Annotated in this window: 10 protein-coding genes and 1 pseudogene; 8 read left to right on the forward strand and 3 right to left on the reverse strand. The window is 74.4% G+C overall.

What is annotated here, in order from left to right; genetic code table 11:
• Positions 1–87: 87 nt before the first annotated feature.
• From B9S64_RS00220 to B9S64_RS00250, 7 genes and pseudogenes are all read left to right on the forward strand, one after another.
• Positions 88–942, forward strand: a complete 855-nt coding sequence (locus B9S64_RS00220) for a DUF4132 domain-containing protein (protein WP_103490923.1) — start codon at positions 88–90, stop codon at positions 940–942.
• The gene (locus tag B9S64_RS00225) at positions 939–5,927 is read left to right on the forward strand and encodes a hypothetical protein (protein WP_103490922.1); all 4,989 of its coding nucleotides are present in this window, start codon (positions 939–941) and stop codon (positions 5,925–5,927) included. The genes B9S64_RS00220 and B9S64_RS00225 overlap by 4 nt, the downstream gene beginning before the upstream one ends.
• Positions 5,928–6,015: 88 nt before the next feature.
• The gene (locus B9S64_RS00230) at positions 6,016–7,185 is read left to right on the forward strand and encodes an AAA family ATPase (protein WP_103490921.1); all 1,170 of its coding nucleotides are present in this window, start codon (positions 6,016–6,018) and stop codon (positions 7,183–7,185) included.
• A 6-nt stretch (positions 7,186–7,191) separates the two neighbouring features.
• Positions 7,192–10,893 carry a DUF5682 family protein gene (locus B9S64_RS00235; protein WP_103505106.1) on the forward strand — a complete coding sequence of 1,234 codons (3,702 nt, stop codon included), beginning with the start codon at positions 7,192–7,194 and terminating at the stop codon, positions 10,891–10,893.
• A complete protein-coding gene (locus B9S64_RS00240; RefSeq protein WP_109491926.1) occupies positions 10,890–12,857 on the forward strand; it encodes a hypothetical protein in 1,968 nt (655 codons plus the stop codon). Before B9S64_RS00235 ends, B9S64_RS00240 begins: the two co-directional genes overlap by 4 nt.
• A 141-nt stretch (positions 12,858–12,998) precedes the next feature.
• Positions 12,999–13,190 (forward strand): hypothetical protein, encoded by a 192-nt coding sequence (locus B9S64_RS00245; RefSeq protein ID WP_103493081.1) that lies wholly within the window; start codon positions 12,999–13,001, stop codon positions 13,188–13,190.
• A gap of 325 nt (positions 13,191–13,515) precedes the next feature.
• Positions 13,516–13,867 (forward strand): annotated as a pseudogene (locus B9S64_RS00250) (SDR family oxidoreductase); the annotation flags it as partial.
• Positions 13,868–14,057: 190 nt separating this feature from the next.
• Here the strand turns inward: B9S64_RS00250 and B9S64_RS34280 are convergent.
• Complete coding sequence (locus tag B9S64_RS34280; protein WP_157841332.1) at positions 14,058–14,198, reverse strand: hypothetical protein; 141 nt, start codon at positions 14,196–14,198, stop codon at positions 14,058–14,060.
• Between the two features lie 423 nt (positions 14,199–14,621).
• The gene (locus tag B9S64_RS00255; RefSeq protein WP_103493074.1) at positions 14,622–15,251 is read right to left on the reverse strand and encodes a TetR/AcrR family transcriptional regulator; all 630 of its coding nucleotides are present in this window, start codon (positions 15,249–15,251) and stop codon (positions 14,622–14,624) included.
• 123 nt (positions 15,252–15,374) lie between these two features.
• Between B9S64_RS00255 and B9S64_RS00260 the strand changes: the two genes are divergently transcribed.
• Complete coding sequence (locus tag B9S64_RS00260) at positions 15,375–16,439, forward strand: hypothetical protein (protein ID WP_103493073.1); 1,065 nt, start codon at positions 15,375–15,377, stop codon at positions 16,437–16,439.
• A gap of 11 nt (positions 16,440–16,450) precedes the next feature.
• On the opposite strand, the gene B9S64_RS00265 is transcribed toward B9S64_RS00260, so the two are convergent.
• Complete coding sequence (locus B9S64_RS00265; RefSeq protein ID WP_258038002.1) at positions 16,451–17,059, reverse strand: TetR-like C-terminal domain-containing protein; 609 nt, start codon at positions 17,057–17,059, stop codon at positions 16,451–16,453.
• Between the last annotated feature and the right edge of the window lie 90 nt (positions 17,060–17,149).

The following is a 17,149-nucleotide window of genomic DNA, read 5'->3' on the forward strand; positions in this document are numbered from 1 at the left end:
GGCCGCGCGCAAGAGCTCCGAAAGCCGTTGTCAGTGGGTCCTCATAGAGTTCCGCTCACTTGTTCACAGCGGTGCGGGGAGGCACGCATGGGGTGGGTGAAGGCGGGCGGTTACGAGATCGCCCTCGACGACGGCAAGGTGGTGTGCCGCAACGCGGCGGGACGGCGGCTGAAGTCCGTTCCGGCCGGAATCGCGGACGATCCGGCGGTCGTGGGGCTGCGCGGTCTCGCCGAGTGGCTGGAGCGGCACGAGCGGCGGTGCCTGGCCGACGTGGAGCGGTGGATGGTGCGTTCACTGCCGGTTCCGGCGACCGTGGTGACCCGTGTGTGGCCGGATCCGGCCTGGCAGGCCGCCCTGCGCGACCTCGTCGTCACGGGGCCCGGCGGAGAGGTCGCGGGATTCCTCCGGGACGCGGACCCCGAGCGGGGGCTCGGCCTGGTGGACCTGGACGGCGACACCGTGCGGATCACCCCTGACGTCGTGCGCCTTCCCCATCCCGTGCTCCTCGACGACCTCGACGAGCTGCGGGAGTTCGCCGTCGAGCTCGGCATCGACCAGCGGGCCCAGCAGCTCTTCCGTGAGGTGTGGCGCCGCCCGGCGGCCGTGGACGCGGCGAGCACACAGGTCGAGGAGTACGCGGGCGGCTCGTTCAAGGAGCTCCGCTTCCTGCACGGCAGGGCGGCCCAGCTGGGTTACCGGGTGCGGGGCGGGCACGCCCTGTGCTCCGTGCTGGAGGAGGGCCGCACCGCCGAGGCCCGGGTGTGGATCGGCGACTACGACGGCTACGAGGAGACCGAGACCGGTCCGCTGACGTGGAGCGGACCCACCGGGGGCACGCTGAGGCTCGGTCAGGTGGGGCCGGTCTCCTGGTCGGAGGGGATGCGGATGGCGGCCGCTCTGTACGCCGGGCGGGACATCGAGGACGAGGAGCGGGCGGCATGAGCGCGACGTACGACGACACCACGACGGGCACGCTGCTGGAGGCGGGCGCCGTGCTGCTTCCCGGTACGACCGCGCGGGAGGACGCCGACACCCTGACCGTACGGTCCTACGGGCATCCGGCCCTGGACGACCGGCGCGTGGTCCGGCTGGTGCCCGGCACGCTCGGGGAGGCGGAGGACCTCGCGCTGGAGTTCCTGGGCCTGGTCCGCGAGCCGGAGACCCCCGAGGTCGGGCAGGTGCGCCGGGAGACGCTCGAGTTCCCGGCCTGGGCGCTGGTCAACGACCCGGCCAACGGGCACCACGCGCTGGCCCTGGTCAAGGACGTCGAGCGGCTCGCCCGCCAGGCCAAGTCCCGCCCGGGGAACGCGAAGGCGGGCTTCGAGGCGCTCGGTGTGCGGCTCGGCCGGGCCGTGCCCCACTTCCTGCCCACGTTCTACGAGCAGGCGGCCCGGGTCTTCCTCGAACACGAGAACACGACGTATGCCGCCGCCTTCTTCGGCAAGGCGCGCGAGGCGGAGCGTGTGCACGCGCTCGCGGTCGACGAGGAGCGGCAGCGCGCGGTCTTCCTGGAGTTCGCGTTCGCCGGTGCGCTGACGGTCAAGGCCCTGAAGGAACACGTGCGGGACCTGTCCCGGCGGCTCGACCCCGCCGAGGCGTGGGCGCAGTTCCGGCAGTTGACCGTGGAGCGCTGCGCGGCGGGAATGCCGCCGTACGCCTCGCTGCCGCAGGACGCCCGCGGTCTGGTCAGGGCCGCCGGTCTCGACCGGGTCGCCGAGGAGTGCGCGCTCGTCGCCGACCTGCTGGCCTCCCCCGCCGCCGTGCGGGCCCCGGCCTCCTTCTGGACCGCCTACCGGACCACGCTGCCGGTTCTCACCGGGCTCCGGCCGGAGGTGCGGACGCGACTGCTGGAGATCATGCCCACCGGGCTGGGCCGCGGTGTCGAGGACGACGAGCTCTGGCTGACGCTGCTGGCGGAGAGCGGCGCGGAGGCGCTGCTGACCTCGGAGCCAGGCGACGGGCAGGCGGTGGACGCCGCGGACTGGCTGAGCCGCTGGTCGCTGCACCGCAAGCACGGCGCTTCCTGGTCACGGCGTTCCCCGGCCACCCTGGCGCTCGTCGGGCGGATGGCGCCACGGCTGCGTGCGGCCGGACGGCCCGTCGATCTGTTCAGCGGTCGCTGGCACGCGGGCGCGGACCTCGATCTGCTGGACCTGTGCGTGGCCGAGAACATTCCGCTCACGTTGCCCGCCGCCGGTGTGAATGTGCATCTGGCGCTGGATCAATGGCTGTCCGGCGCCACCGGGCCGTCCGTCCGGCGGGACCTGGTCGCCACCGGTGCCGATCCGCGGTTCCGGGCTCTGCTGCACCGGGCGGTGGGGGCTCTGGGCAGTGGCCACCGGGCGCGCCGCGAGGTCCTGGCCGCTCTCGCCGCCCATCCCGTGCTCCGTGAGGTGGCGCGCGAGTGGCTGGAGGAGGCGGCCGGGGAGTACACCGGCGCGGTGGGTCTGCCCGGGGCCGGCACAGCGCTCGACCGTCTGCGCGCCTTCCGGGCGGTGGCCGCCGATGTCGCGCCCGGCGCCGTCGCCAGGACCGCCGGGCACCCGCTCGCGCCACTGCTCGGCCGTACTCTGCGCGCCGGCGTCCTCGACGAACTGGGCTGGCCGGCCCTGGAGAAGGCGTTGCGGCGGCTCGACGCCGAGGTGCGCAAGGGCGAGGACAACACCCTGGCCGTGCACGAGGCGTGGCCCGCCCTGGTGCTGGTCCGTGGCCGCAAGGCGCTCGTCGTCGGGCCCGAGGAGGTGCTGCTCGAACACGACCTGTGCCTCCCGGACGGGATCGACCGCTGGCAGCGCCCCCGGTTCCGTTACGTGGACGGGGAACTGCTCGTGATGTGGCGGCAGGGCGGCAAGCAGTCGGCGTACTGGTCCGCCCGCCCGTCCGAGGTGTTCACGCTGGGCGGCGAGCAGTTGTCCTCGTGGTGGTCGGGGCACGACGCCGAGACCGTCTCGATTCCGCTGCCGGGCGGCGGCCGGGCCACCGGCGGCCGCGTGCTGCACACGGGCGACACCGACCTGCCGCCCCGCCGCGCCGTCATCGGTGACGGAACCACCTGCTGGCGTCAGGGCAGGCAGGGCCGGCGGACGCTGTGGCTGGAGTACGACCCGGCCACCGGCGCCCACGGGCGTGCGTCCCTGCCCGCCCTGCTGCGTTCCGGTGTCCTGGAGGGTGCTTCCCTGCTCACGGACGCCTGCGAGGTGCTGCCCCTGCAACCGGGCCTGGAGGAGAGCCCGTTCGGCACGGACGGCACGGTGCTCGGCCGGTGGGTACGCGAGCAGGGCGAGGGGGCAGACGCCCGGATGACGGCCGGGACGCCGGACGGCCGGACGGTCACCTTGCGGGCGGACGACGACGGTCGGATCTTGGGGGTCCCGCTGGGCGCGCTGCGGCTGCCCGGCCGGGCCGCACCGTTCGCCGTGCGGACGCATGCGGACATCTCCCTGTTCGCCGGGGCGGAGAGTACCGGTGCGGGACTGCTCGGCCGGGTCACGCCGTGCGAGCGGGGTGGTGAGTTCGCCGCCGGTACCCGGCTCGTCCCGCCGGTCGCCTTCTGGCACGCGCTGCGCCCTCGCGACGAGCAGGGCTCGGCCGTGCTGCGCGCTCTGACCGACGAGCAGGCCGGCGAGCTGATGCGGGCCGCCGCGAAGGCGCTGGCCGAGCGGCAGGACGCGCTGACGCGGGCCCGGCCGGACGAGGCCGCCAAGGCCGCCGTACCGTCCGCGGACGAGGCCGTCCTGCGTGCCGTGACCCGGCTCCTGCCGCGGCTCACCGCGCAGCCGCTGCTGATCGGTGTCGCCGCGCTCGTCCGTTCGGCCCTGCGCCTCGCCGACTCGGCGGCCACGTTCACGGCACCGCCCGTGAAGCAGCCGCCGTCCCGGCGGAAGCAGGGGATGTTCGCGGACTACGCGCCCGAGCACGGCGAGGACCATCTGATGCGGAACGCGACCTCCCGCCTCGCGAACCTGCACGGAGGGTGGGGCGGTGAGCGGTTCGGCGTGCTGCGTCAGATCCGGGCGGTGAACCATGTGCTGTCCGGGAAGCCCGCGGACGGCAAGCCGCTGTCCGATGCCGAGCGGCTCACCGCTCTGGGCGACGGCTGGCGCGGCGAGGCGTTCACCGTTCCCGGCATCGGCACGGTGTGGACGGACGCCCTGGCCGTGCTGCGGCCGCTGGCGTACCGGGCCGCCGGCCCCGCCGTGGGCGCCGACGAACGCGAGGCCCTGCTCCTGCTGTTCGAAGCGGTCCTTGAAGGTCCGCTGGCCGGAGGGGAAGGCACGCTCCGCGAGGTCGTGCTGAGCGAGCCTCACGACAAGCGGCAGCGCACGGGCCAGGTGCTGCGCCGTGACGGCCGCACCGTGGTGGTGCTCGGCTGCCAGAGCGCCGACGCCCGGCAGAACCGGGTGGAGTGGCTCGCGCTGGACCATGACCCGTCGGGTGCCTTCGGCGCGGTGGCCCACTTCACGCTGGAGCGGGAGACCCGGCACGCCTCGACGATCACCGCCGGACACCTCGCGGAGGTCGTCCGCCTGGTCCGGGACAAGGGGGCCGCGCCCTGGCGGTCCGAGGCTGCCGAGGCGTTCGCGTCCGCCGCTCGCGACGGGCTCGGCCCGCTCCAGGCCGGTGTGCTGCTCGCCGCCGAACCGTCACCGTGGGAGGCGGCGAAGCTCGCCGCCGTGGGTCTGAAGCGGCGGCAGGTGCAGTCGGGTGAGGATCTCTTGGCCCCGGTCGGTCACGAGGACCGGGTGGCGCTCGTCGGTGCGCTGCTTCCCGAGGACCCCGCCGATCTGTGGCTGTCCGGCCCGGACACGGCGGCTGCGGGCCGGATGTGGGAGGAGCGGCTGGGCCATCTGGTCCGCCTGCCGGAGCACCTCGCGGGGGAGGTCGTGGGGGCGCCCGTCGCCTCGGTGGAGGCGGTGCTGAATCCCCGGCAGACCCCCTGGCTCAGCCGGACCACGGTTCAGCGGCCGGACAAGGACGGCCATCTGGTCGCCGCGGATCCCTCGGCCGTGCCCGCGCGGCACACGGTCCAGCACGCCGTCGGGGCCCTGGCCTCCCTGGCCTACGTCCTGCCGTACGGGCACCCGCTGCGCGCGGCCCTGCCGGACGGACTGGCCGCGCTGCGCCACCGCTTCACCGACCCGGAACTGCTGCTCGACCTCGACATCGAGTGGACGGAACAGGGGCGTTCCACCGCCCGGGAGCTCCGCAAGGCGTACGGGCTCCCGGCCTCGGGGCAGTCCGACGCGCAGGGGTTCACCCGGCTCGGTGAGGCGATCGTGCTGCGGCCCTGGTTCCAGGACACCGAGACCGTTCTGGTCCGGCCGGCCGGACTCACCGGCTGTGACGACCCCGTGTTCGGGCTCGTCGAGGGGCTGGTCCACGCCGGGCGCGCCGGGGGGATGGCTGCTCTGCGCACCGTTCTGGGTGACGAGCTCCTCCGGGCTGTCAGCGCGGGCACCGGGCGACCCGCGGGGTACGCCCAGGACCCCATGGTCAGCGTGCCCGGTCTGGTCGCCGAGGTGGCGTCGGCGCACGGTCTGAGCGAGGACGGGGCCGCTCTCTACCTCCAGTTGCTGGCCCTGCCGGACCCCACGGACCGCAATCGTGCCCGGTGGACCGGCTGGAAGCCGGCGCGGACCAAGAGGGCCCGCGCCGAACTGGCCGCGACGGACCTGGTGGTCGAGGCCAAGCGCCCGAGAGCCGGACGCACGCTCTTCCTGCCCGGTGGCTGGCTCGACCTCAAGTCCCCCGCGCTGCCGGTGGAGACCTGGAAGGAAGGGCTCTACGCCGTGGCCGCACATGCGCGGTCCGTCCCGCCGGTTCCGGTGGACGAGCTGTTCCACCGCGCCTGGGAGCGGGTTCTCGGCGAGGACGCCCCGGCGTACGAGCAGCTCACCACCCGTGCCACCCGCAAGGGGCGCCGATGAGGTGCGCCCCGCGGTTCGTCCCCGGGAGTGGCGGGCCACGTCCGGCCCCCGCGACCACCGTCCGTACCACCTCGAAGGGCCCCAGCCGATGACCACCGCCCTCGCCTCCGGAGCGACCCGCCAGATCGTTCCGCCGGAGGACCGCCACTCCACCGAACTGGCCTTCCTCGCCGCGTACGACACGGGGCCGCGCCCACCGGCCTGGCTCCTCACCCCTCGTGCCGTCGTCACGTTCGTCATGGGCAGTGACGGCCGTGCGCTCAGGCTGCCCGACGAGGTGGAGGCGCCTGCCGGAGTGCCACGCCGCCTCACGGTGGAGGGCAAGTTCGTCGGTGACCGCGCCCTGGTCGAGCGGTGTGTCGTCACCCTCGCCGGTGAGCGCGGGCTGCTGCTCGTCGGCGAGCCCGGCACCGCCAAGTCGATGCTCTCCGAGCTGCTGTCCGCCGCGGTGTGCGGCACCAGCGGGCTGGTGGTGCAGGGCACGGCCGGGACGACCGAGGACCAGCTCAAGTACGGCTGGAACTACGCCCTGTTGCTGGCACAGGGGCCGAGCCCGCAGGCGCTGGTGCCCTCGCCGGTGCTCACCGCGATGACCCGGGGCGCGGTCGCCCGGGTCGAGGAGGTCACCCGCTGTCTGCCCGAGGTGCAGGACTCCCTGGTGTCGCTGCTCTCCGAGCGCCGCATCGCCGTCCCCGAGCTGGCGGGCACGGACGACGCGCTGGTCCACGCAGCGCCCGGTTTCAGCCTCATCGCCACGGCCAACCTGCGCGACAAGGGCGTGTCCGAGATGTCGGCCGCGCTCAAGCGCCGCTTCAACTTCGAGACGGTGGGCCCCATCGCGGACCTCGAAGCCGAGACGGCGCTGGTGCGTTCGCAGGCCCGTGCCTCCGTGGAACGGGCCCGAGCGCCCTTCCAGGTCGATGACACCGTCCTGGAGGCGCTGGTCACGGCCTTCCGCGACCTACGGGAAGGACGGTCGGCCGAAGGCTGGGAGGTGGAGCGGCCGTCCACGGTGATGAGCACGGCCGAAGCCGTGTCCGTGGCCGGCGCGCTGGCGCTGTCGGCTGCGTACTTCCCCGGTGACCGTGACGTGCTGGACCTGCTGCCGGGCCACCTGCTGGGTGTCGTGCGCAAGGACGACCCGGCCGACGCCGCCCGGCTGCGCGGATACTGGGACGGCCCGGTGCGGCGCCGCGCCGAGCAGGGGGCCGCCACCTGGCGCACCTTGTGGGACCTGCGCACGGTCCTGGAAGGCTGATCCCCGTTGTCTCTCCCTCCCCTCTCCCCCGAGGCGGCCGTCGCCGCCCTGACCGACCCGGCGGGGCCGTACCTCATCGGCGTACGGCACCACGCGCCGTCGCTGGCCGCGGTGGTGCCCGCGCTCCTCGACGAGGCGCAGCCCGACGTGCTGCTCGTCGAGCTCCCCGCCGAGACGCAGGACTGGCTGCCCTGGCTGGCGCACGAGGAGACGCGTGCCCCGGTCGCCCTGGCCGCGGTTCCCGGCGACGGACGAGCCGGCCCCGCCTTCTATCCCTTCGCCGACTTCTCACCCGAGCTGGCGGCGATCCGCTGGGCCGCGCGGCACGGGGTCCGGGTGGTCGCCTGCGATCTCCCGCTGGCCGACCGTGTCCTCGGAGAGACCCCGCCTGGGGAAGGGGAAGAGGCACCGGAGGCCGGGGCCCCGTGCCGGGAACCGGCCGCCGGTCTGGCCGCCGCACTGCGCGACGGGCTCACCGGCCGTCCCGGCGAGGACCTGTGGGATCGGCTGGTGGAGACCATGGCGCCGGGCTCGGCGCCGGAGGCCCTGCGCAGGGCCGCGCTGCTGACCGGGTGGGCGCTGAGGCAGGACGCCGCCGCCTCCGGTGGACTCGACGCGCTGGACCTCCGACGCGAGCGGTGGATGCGTTCCTGCCTGGCCGACGCCACCGCCGACGGTGCGCGCGCCGCCATGGTGGTGGGCGCCTTCCACGCTCCGGCACTCATGGACTCCGCTCCGTCGGGGGCCGGCGCCGGCCCTGCCGTGACCGGCTCGCTTCCGCCCGGTACGGCTCCCGGTGGAGGGACTCCGCGCGGGGAGGCCGCCGGACCGTTGCCGGGGCCGCGCGCCTCCGGGGAGAGTCGGCCGGCCGGCCGGACCGCGCGGACTCCTCCGGTGCCGCGCCCGTCCAAGGACGGGCCGCTGTGGACGACCTCTCTCATCCCCTACACCTACGCGCTTCTGGACGAACGTTCGGGCTATCCGGCGGGCATCCGTGACCCGGAGTGGCAGCACATGGTTCTGGACGCGGCGGGCGATCCCGCCGCGCTGGAGGAGGCGCTGACCCGTGCGGCCGTGCGGATCTGCGCGGAGCTGCGAGGGCTGGGCCATCCGTCGGGCCCGGCCGACGCGCGGGAGATCGCCCGGCTCGCGGGGGACCTGGCCCGGTTGCGGGAGCTGCCCGCGGCCGGCCGGGGTGAGCTGGTGGAGGCGGTCCAGACGGTGCTGGCGCAGGGCGAGCCGTACGGCCGGGGCCGGGCCGTGGCACGGGCGATGGAGAGGGTGCTGGTCGGCACACGTGCCGGGCGCCCCACACCGCGCTCGCCGCGCAGCGGGCTCGGCCCCGCCGTGGAGGCGGAGGTGGCCGCGCTGGGGCTCCCGGGGCCGTCGGAGTCGGGGCCCGGTTCGTCCCGTGACCTCCGGCTCGATCCGCTCCGGTCCGGGCTGGACCGGCGCCGGGAGCTGTTGCTGCGCCGGCTCGCGGTGTGCGGTGTGCCGTACGCCGAGGCCAAGGAGGTCGTCGGCGCGGGTGGCGCGGATGCTCTCACGTCACGTTGGGAGGTGCGCTGGACACCTGCCACCGCCGCCATGCTGACCGCCGCCGGTGTCCGGGGTGTCACCGCCGCGCAGGCCGCCGAGGGCGTGCTGCGTGAGAGGCGCCATGCCGAGCGGGAGGAAGGCGGCCCCACCGCCGCGCAGACCTCCAAGGGGCTGGAGCAGGCGGCGCGGTGCGGTCTGTCCATCCTCACCGACGAGCGGCTCGCCGACACCGCCGCCGTGTTGCCGCACTCGGCCACCCTGCCTGAGCTCCTGTCCGCGCTGGCGCTGCTGGACCGGCTGCGGGCGGGTCATGTCCCGGGGCTCGAAGCCGACGGGGGCCGCTCCCGCCGGGCGGCCGCCGTGGCCGAGTCCCTCACGGCCGCCGCGGTGCGTCAGCTGGACGGCCTGGCCGGCGCGGAGGACCCGGCCGACGCCCGCGCGCTGGTCGAACTCGCCCACCGCGCGGACGCCGTGGGCGGTACACGGCTCACCGCGGCCGTCGCCCGGCTGGCCGCCGAGGGTTCACCGCTGATGCGCGGCGCTGCCGGTGCCGTCCGGGTGCTGCTGGGCCACGAGGTACCCGGCGAGCTGGGCCGCCGGGTGGCCTCCTGGCTCGACGCGGCGGGCGATCCTGAGTCCCGCTCGGCCCTCGCCGCCCGGCTCACGGGGCTGCTGAGCGCGGCCGGCCCGCTGCTGGAATCGGCGGCGCCGGCGTTGGAGCCGCTGCTCGACCGGGTGTCGGAGCTGTCCGACCGGGACTTCCTCGACCGGCTCCCCTCTCTCCGGGGCGGCTTCGACACGCTGAGTCCCGCGGCCCGCGAACGCCTCCTCGACACCGTCGAAGAACGTCTGCGGGACACTCACCTGGGCGACACCGGGAACATCGACCCCGTCACCCTGGCCCTGTGGACCGCCGCGGACCTGACGGCCCGGGAGACGCTGGCGGCGCAGGGCCTCCTTCCGCCGCCCCCGGGTCCGACGGCCCAGGACCCCACCGCCGGCACGGCCACCGGGGAGAGCCACGGTGCCGGCGGTCACGGCCACGCCCCCGGTACGGGACGGCGCATCGCGCCCGCCGACCGCTGGAGACTCGTCCTCGGCCGCCGTACCGACAGGCTCCCCGACTCGGCCCGCCCCCTGGCCACCGCGTTGGACGAGCTGTACGGCAGCGGACGCGGCGAGGGCAGCAGGGGCGACCTCACCGGCGCGGGACGGGGCGGCGGCCGCGAGGCGCCCTATCCCGGGGTGCGGGAGTGGTCCGAGGAACTGGCGGCCCTGTTCGGGCCGGGCATCCGGGAGGAGGTGCTGGCCGCAGCCGCCGCGGCGGGCCGGCGCGACACCCTCGCCGAACTGGATCCGCGCGGCGTACGGCCGTCCGTCGATCTGCTGCGCTCCGTGCTCCGGCACGCGGGAGGGCTGCCCGAGAGCCGGCTGGCTGCGCTGCGCCCGCTCGTCCGGCGGCTGGTGGAGGCACTGACCCGGCAGTTGGCCACGCAACTGCGTCCGGCACTGCACGGCACGGTGCTGCCGCGCCCGAGCAGACGGCCCGGGGGCGGCCTCGACCTGCCCCGGACGCTCCGGGCCAACCTGGCGACGGCTCGGCGCGGACCGGACGGCGTGGTGCGGGTGATTCCGGAGCACCCGGTCTTCCGCACACGCGCCCGGCGCACAGCGGACTGGCGGCTGATCCTGGTCACCGACGTGTCGGGGTCCATGGAACCGTCCACGATCTGGGCCGCCCTCACAGCCTCGGTACTGGCCGGGGTGCCCGCGATCTCCACGCACTTCCTGGCCTTCTCCACCGAGGTCATCGACCTCACCGACCACGTGGACGATCCGCTGTCCCTGCTGCTGGAGGTCAGCGTGGGCGGTGGCACCCACATCGCGGCGGGTCTCCGGCACGCCCGGGAGCTGGTCGCGGTGCCGTCCCGGACCCTCGTCGTGGTCATCAGCGACTTCGAGGAGGGCTATCCGGTCGGTGGGCTGCTCACCGAGGTCCGCGCCCTGGCCGGTGCCGGATGCCACGTCCTGGGCTGCGCGAGTCTCGACGACTCGGGACGGCCCCGCTACTCCACCGGGGTCGCGGCGCAGCTGGTCGCCGCCGGGATGCCGGTGGCCGCTCTCAGTCCGCTCGAACTCGCCCGCTGGGTTGGGGAGAAGATCGCATGAGCCAGTCCCTTCCGCCGGTCGCTCCGTCGGTGACCGCCGAGCTGGTCGCGGCCCTGTCGCCCCGGCTGAGCAAGCGCCTGGACGGGGGCGTCGGCAAGCTGGCCGGTCTGCCCGTCGTCCGGGACGGCGACACGGTGCGTATCGCGCTCGACGACACCACCGCGCTCGAACTCCACTCGCCCGGCGGCGTGGTGCGCAGCGCCGACGCCATCCGCTGCGGCTGCCTGCTGGCCCCTGCCTGTCTGCACCGCGCAGCCGTGGCATCGGCCGCGCCGATCGCCGCCTCCGGCCCCGGCACCGATACCGCGGACCCGCACGCCGACCACCCGTCGCCGCCCATGGCCTCCGCACCCGCCGACTCCGGAACCGGCCCGCCGGACGCCACGCCCGCCCCGGGACAGGCACAGCCGGCCCCGCCCGTGCGACCGGACACGGCAGGGAAACGGGACCCGGGCGTTCGGCCGGACACGGCAGGGCGCCCCGGCACCGGGGTACCGCCGGTCGCGGCGGCAGACGGACCGGCGGCGGACGGACCGGCGGCGAACGGACCGGCGGCGAACGTCTCCGACAGCGCCACGCCGAACCAGCGCACGGCCGCCCGCGCGTTGTACGACGCCGCGGCCGCCGTGCTGGAGGCGGGCACCGACGGGTCCGGTGCCGTGCTCCAGGCCGCGTTGCTGCGTGCCGCCCACACCGCCCGGACGGCGGGGCTCCCCCGGCCCGCCGCCGCGGCGGTCTCCGTGGTGAACGCGTTGCGCGCGGCCCGTGGCGCCGACCCGGCGTACCGCCTCACCGACCTCGTGTCCGCGCTCCGCGACACGCTGGCCGTCGCCCACCGGATACCGGCGGCGACCGGAGACGAACTGACCGCGCTGCGGGGCACCTCACGGCAGGCGTACGTACCGGACGGCTCGCTGCGCCTGTACGGCCTCTTCTGCGAGCCGGTGCTGACCGCGACCGGGTACGCGGGGGCCGTAACGTGGACGGCGGACGCCGAGGGGCGGCTCTACACGGTGTCCGACGTGGCGCCGGGGGGCGTCGGCCGGGCGGTGGGCGCGGCGGACCGCGCCGTGCGTATCGGTGACACGGCACTGACACACCGCGAGTTGTCCCGCGCGGGCCTCGCGGTGTCCGGCGCCACCGTCTCTCCGACCGGGCGGCTCGGCGCGGGTGCGAAAGTCCGGGCGGTGCGGGCCTCAGGTGCCGACTGGAACGGACCGCCCCTCGACCGTCTGTGGGCCGTACCCGTCGCCGAGCAGGTCGCTCACGCGCTGGACGGCGACGGGCACGGTCTGCTCTTCCTCGACATCGTGGTCCTGGGCACGGTTCGTGAGGCTGCGGGCGACGTCCTGCTCGCCGACTGCGACGGGCTGCCGGTCCGGCTGGCCGTCGCCCACGACGATCCGGGGCTCCCCCACCGCGACAACGTCCGGCACCTGGCGGCCGCCCGGGGCACCCGGCTGCGAGCCGTCGCCCGGCTCAGCCCGGCACCGCACGCACGCGCCCTGCTCCTCGCGACCGGCCACCCCACGGATCCGGGCGCCCGGGTGGACCTGGGCCTGGACCGGCTCCAGCACGCCGACCTGCCGGCCCTCCCACCGCCCGCCCCCACGGCTGCGCCGCCCGGAGCCGACGAGGCTCCGCTGCATCTGCTGAGCCGTCGCGTCCACCAGGCCGCTTCCGGCGGACGCCGGGTACTGGCCTTCCCCGGTGCCGGTTCGGCGGACGGCGGCCGGCTGCGCGGATGCGGTCTGGCCACCGCGGCAGAGTTGCTGGCCGCCTTGGAGGCGGCCGCAGCGGAGCGCTCCCGTGATCCGTTCGGCCGTCTCCTTCCCGCCGACACAGGCCTGTTCGCCCACGCCTGGCTCGCCGCGGCCCGGTACACGCAGGAGATCGACCGCGCATGGTGCGCCGCCGCCTGGAACGCCGTGCGGGCCACCGCCCCCCGCACCGACGTCCCGTAAGCACTACCCGCACCGGGACCAGGCCCGATGACGTCGCACCCCTCGCGTCCGCTCCGGGCGATCACGTTCTTTCCCCATGGATCCACGCCGACCGATTCTGGGGGAAAATGGCCGAGCAACAGGGTTCGGCCGGGGGTGACCATGTCTGACCGCGACTGGTACGACGACGGTGAGTACCACGACGCACTCGAACGAGCCGAGCGGGCAACGCGGTTCGGCTGGGCAGCAATCGCTGGGACGGCCGGAGCATTGGTCTGCGCACTGATCGTCCTGGTCGCGCTCTGCGTCGTTGCGGTCGTGGCGGGCCTGTACGTGGTGATGGCTATGCGCTGATAAGACCTGCCGTGGGGAGCATGTGACAGCTCCTTGCCCGGATCGTCGATGTGAGTATGGAGCGAGGTGTGACTTGGGGCGCGTATCGAGTCGTGATCAACCTTCGGAAGCCGCCCTCGTCCCGGGGCCTGGATCGGAAGATCATCTTGCATGCCGCGAGTGCGGCTGAGATCCGTAGGGGATGTTCATGGAGCCGTACCTGCTGACAGGGTTCGGCCCGGCCGGACGCGGTAGCCGGGACAGGGCGCACTCGTCCCGTGGAAACCACGCCCACCTGCGTAAACGTCGTACACCGGGCGCTGAGGGCGGGATCGACGCGGAGGGCGCCGATCCGGACGGGATGCGGCAGGCCTTGGAGGTCAACGTCCTGGGTTATCTGCTGTGCGCCCGCCGCGCCATCGGCGACATGACGGCAGGCGGAGCGATCGTGAACATCTCCTCAGCCGCCGCGACTCTCAGCCGCCGCGACTCTCGGCAGCCCCGGCACCTACGTCCACTACGCGGCGGCGAAGGCCGCCGTGGACGCCATGACGGTCGGGCTGTCCAAGGATGTGGCGGTCACTCCCATGGGCCGCGCCGGCCGGCCCGAGGAGATCGCGGGAGCGGTCGCCTGGCTGCTCTCGGACGACGCCTCCTACGCCACCGGCACGGTGATGAGAATCGCGGGCGGGATGTGAGCACGGGCGGTTCCGCCGCCTCGGGGCACGGGCCTCCGCCGCGCTCAGATCAGCTTCCCGCCCCGCATCCCGTTCCTGTGCTCCTCGCACTCCGTCGCACCCCTCGAATCCTGGGCTGGAGCGTTGCGGCGACCGCGGACGCGAAGCCCGCACAAGCGCTTTGCGCGCGTACGCAGCCGCCCGAAGGCGGTCAGCGCCTGGGGTCCGTGCCGCGTTGCCCCGTACTGGCGTCGATCCGGGCGATCTCCACCCGGGCCCGCGCGATGACCGCGGCCAATCCGACGACACACACGCCGAGAAGTACCATCACGAACGCGGTAGTACCGGCCATGCCCGCCCTCCATCCCCGTCACAGCAAGTGGCAAGTGCACTACAAGGAGCATGCCCACCCGGGGCCGCCCCGGAACCGCCCCGTTCGAGCTACGACCAGCACATATGACTGTATGTCACCAGGCCGTGCTATCTGGCAGCATGAGGCTGCGTCACCCTACGCACTCCACACACCCCGGCCCTCGCCGGCACCTGCCCTTGCGCTTAGGCCTCGGGGCCGGGACCCGGCGGACACGAGCGGACACAAACGGCGCCCCTGAACCCACACGCGCCATGGAGGCCAAGGGAGTTCCGGGTACAGCGCCCGAGCCCACGCCAACGCCAACGCCAACGCCAACGCCGCCAGGATCCTGCGAGCGGCTGTTTCCCCCCATGGCCGCGGATCACCTGGCACGACCGGCCGGACGCGCGCGTCCCGCACCGCCTAGGACGTCGGGTCCGCGGGCAGGGCCCGGCCGCGGACCAGCGGCAGGAAGACCTCGTCGACGATCTCGGTCAGGACCGCGTCCGGCACCGCCGGTGCGCCCCGCACGACGTACTCGTTGCGCAGCAGTGCTGTCGGCGCGGACGTGACGCGCGGGTGCAGCGCCTCGGGTTCGGCCTCGCCTCGGGCGACGGCCCGGCCGATGACGGTCAGCCAGGCCGCCTCGATCGCGCTGCCGCCGGCCTCGCCGCGCAGCTCGGACAGCAGTTCCGGGGCGCCGTCGGCCGCGGCGAACAGGCCGCGCAGGATCTCACCCAACGGCGAGGACCACGTGCTGTTCGCGCCGCGCAGCAGCGCGAGGGCGTCATCTCGCAGCGAGCCGGTGTCCGGCACCGCCGTCCGCTCCGCGGCCAAGCGGCGGTAGGCGGCCACCGCGAGGTCGAGGCGGTGCGGCCAGCGCCGGTAGAGCGCGTTCTTGTTCGTCCCGGCTCTTCGGGCGACCTTGTCCATGGTCAGACCGGCCACGCCGTCCTCGGTGAGCACCTCGGCCGCAGCGGTGAGGATGGCCTCTTCCAGTTCGGCACCGCGCCGCCGTGTCACCGCTGCGGCCCGCCGTTCGACCGGCTCCACAGACTGCCCTCCCGTCCCGCATTACGTCCTTACGGTACGGATCGTACGCCATATGGCGCCACGGAGCCTACTCTGCTACACCTATACGGTACGTTCAGTACCCTATTTTGGAGAGAAGCCTCCATGCGCGCCCTCGGGATCAACTACGACACCGGCTTCACCTCAGCCGGGACCACCACCCACGAGCCGTTCGACCCTGCCGCCGTGCGCCGCGAGATGCGCGTCATCCGCGACGAGCTGCACTGCGACGCCGTACGCGTCACGGGCGGCGACCTCGACCGGCTGGAGACGGCGGCCCGCCACGCGGCGGAGACGGGGCTGGAGGTCTGGTACTCGCCCTTCACCAACGGCCTCTCCCCCGAGGCCCTGTTGTCCTTCCTGAGCGACAGCGCCGACCGCGCGGAGAAGCTGCGCCGCACCGGTGCCGACGTCACGTTTCTCACGGGTTCGGAGATCTCGCTGTTCACCACCGGATTCCTGCCGGGCGACACGTACACCGAGCGCCAGAGCCTGTTCGCCGATCCTCAACGACTTCGGGACACCCTCCCGGGCCTGCCCGCGCGGATCAACGCCTTCCTGGCCGAGGCGGTCGCGGCCGTCCGGGCCCGCTTCCACGGCCGCGTCGGCTACGCCTCCCTGCCTTTCGAAGGCGTCGACTGGACCCCCTTCGACGTGGTCGCCACCGACGCCGGCTACCGGGACGCGAGCACCGCCGACCTGCTCGAAAGCGGCCTGCGCGCCCTCGTCTCACACGGCATGCCGGCCGCTGTCACCGAGTTCGGCTGCGCCCCGTACCGCGGCGCCGCCGACATCGCGAGCCGGGCCGATCAGGTCGTCGAATGGGACGAACGGGGGCGCCCCACCGGTTTCACCCGCACCGTGGTCCGCGACGAACAGGAACAGGCCGACTACCTCCGCGAACTCCTCGGCGTCTACGGGAAGTCCGGTCTCGACGCGGCGTTCGTCTACACCTTCGCCCGCTACGACCTGCCCTATGACGACACCGACGACGCCCGCGACTTCGACAAGGCCTCCTACGGGGTCGTCCGGGTCCTCCCCCCGGGCCACGCCGGCATCACCCTGCGCCCCGGCCTGTCTTGGGAGCCCAAGACCGCCTTCCACACGCTGGCCGCCTACGGCCGCGACAGGGACCGCGCCCCGCGCACGGGCCCGGCCCCCGCCGGGTGACAGGCCGCCCCTCAGCTCCCGCCGGAACCGCCGTCCGTCCTGGGCCGGGAACCGTCCAGCGCCAGCGTGACCAGCCGGGGGACGAGGGTGTCGCCCCAGGACGCGCCGCTCAGCAGGACACGGGCGAAGAGGGGGCCGCTGACCGCCTCGATCAGCAGCCCCGGGTCGGTGCCCTCGACCAGCTCACCCCGCTCGACACCTCGCTCGACCATAGCGGCGGCCCGGTCGAGGCGGTCGGTCCAGTAGGCGCGGCGGCTCTCGTCCAGGCTGTCGTCACGCTCGACGCTCAGCCGGAGCAGCGCCCGGCCGTGAGCACCGGCCAGCAGGGACGCCAGGGAGCCGAAGAAGCGCTCCAGGTCCTCGCGCACGTCCCCCGTGTCGGGGATGGGCAGCGCCGCGTCGAGCTCCGTGGTCAGGGCATCGAGGATCAGGTTCTCGCGCGTCTTCCAGCGGCGGTACACGGACGTCTCGTGCACCCCGGCCGCGCCGGCGACGGCGGCGACCGTAGCACCGGCCAGGCCTTCGGTCGCGAGGATGTCCACCGCCGCGGCGAGCACCGCTTGCCGCATGGGCTCCCCGCGTCGGCGGAGCGGCTCTGCGGCGGGCTGCGAAGGAGTCATCGGGCCAGCCTAAAGCAGGCCTCCTTGCATTACGAGTTCCGACAGTCGTACCTTTAACGCAAGGCGACTTGCGAAATCCGATGACGCACG

Origin of the sequence: Streptomyces sp. SM18 (assembly GCF_002910775.2) — a bacterium.
Classification (GTDB): Bacteria; Actinomycetota; Actinomycetes; order Streptomycetales; family Streptomycetaceae; genus Streptomyces; species Streptomyces halstedii.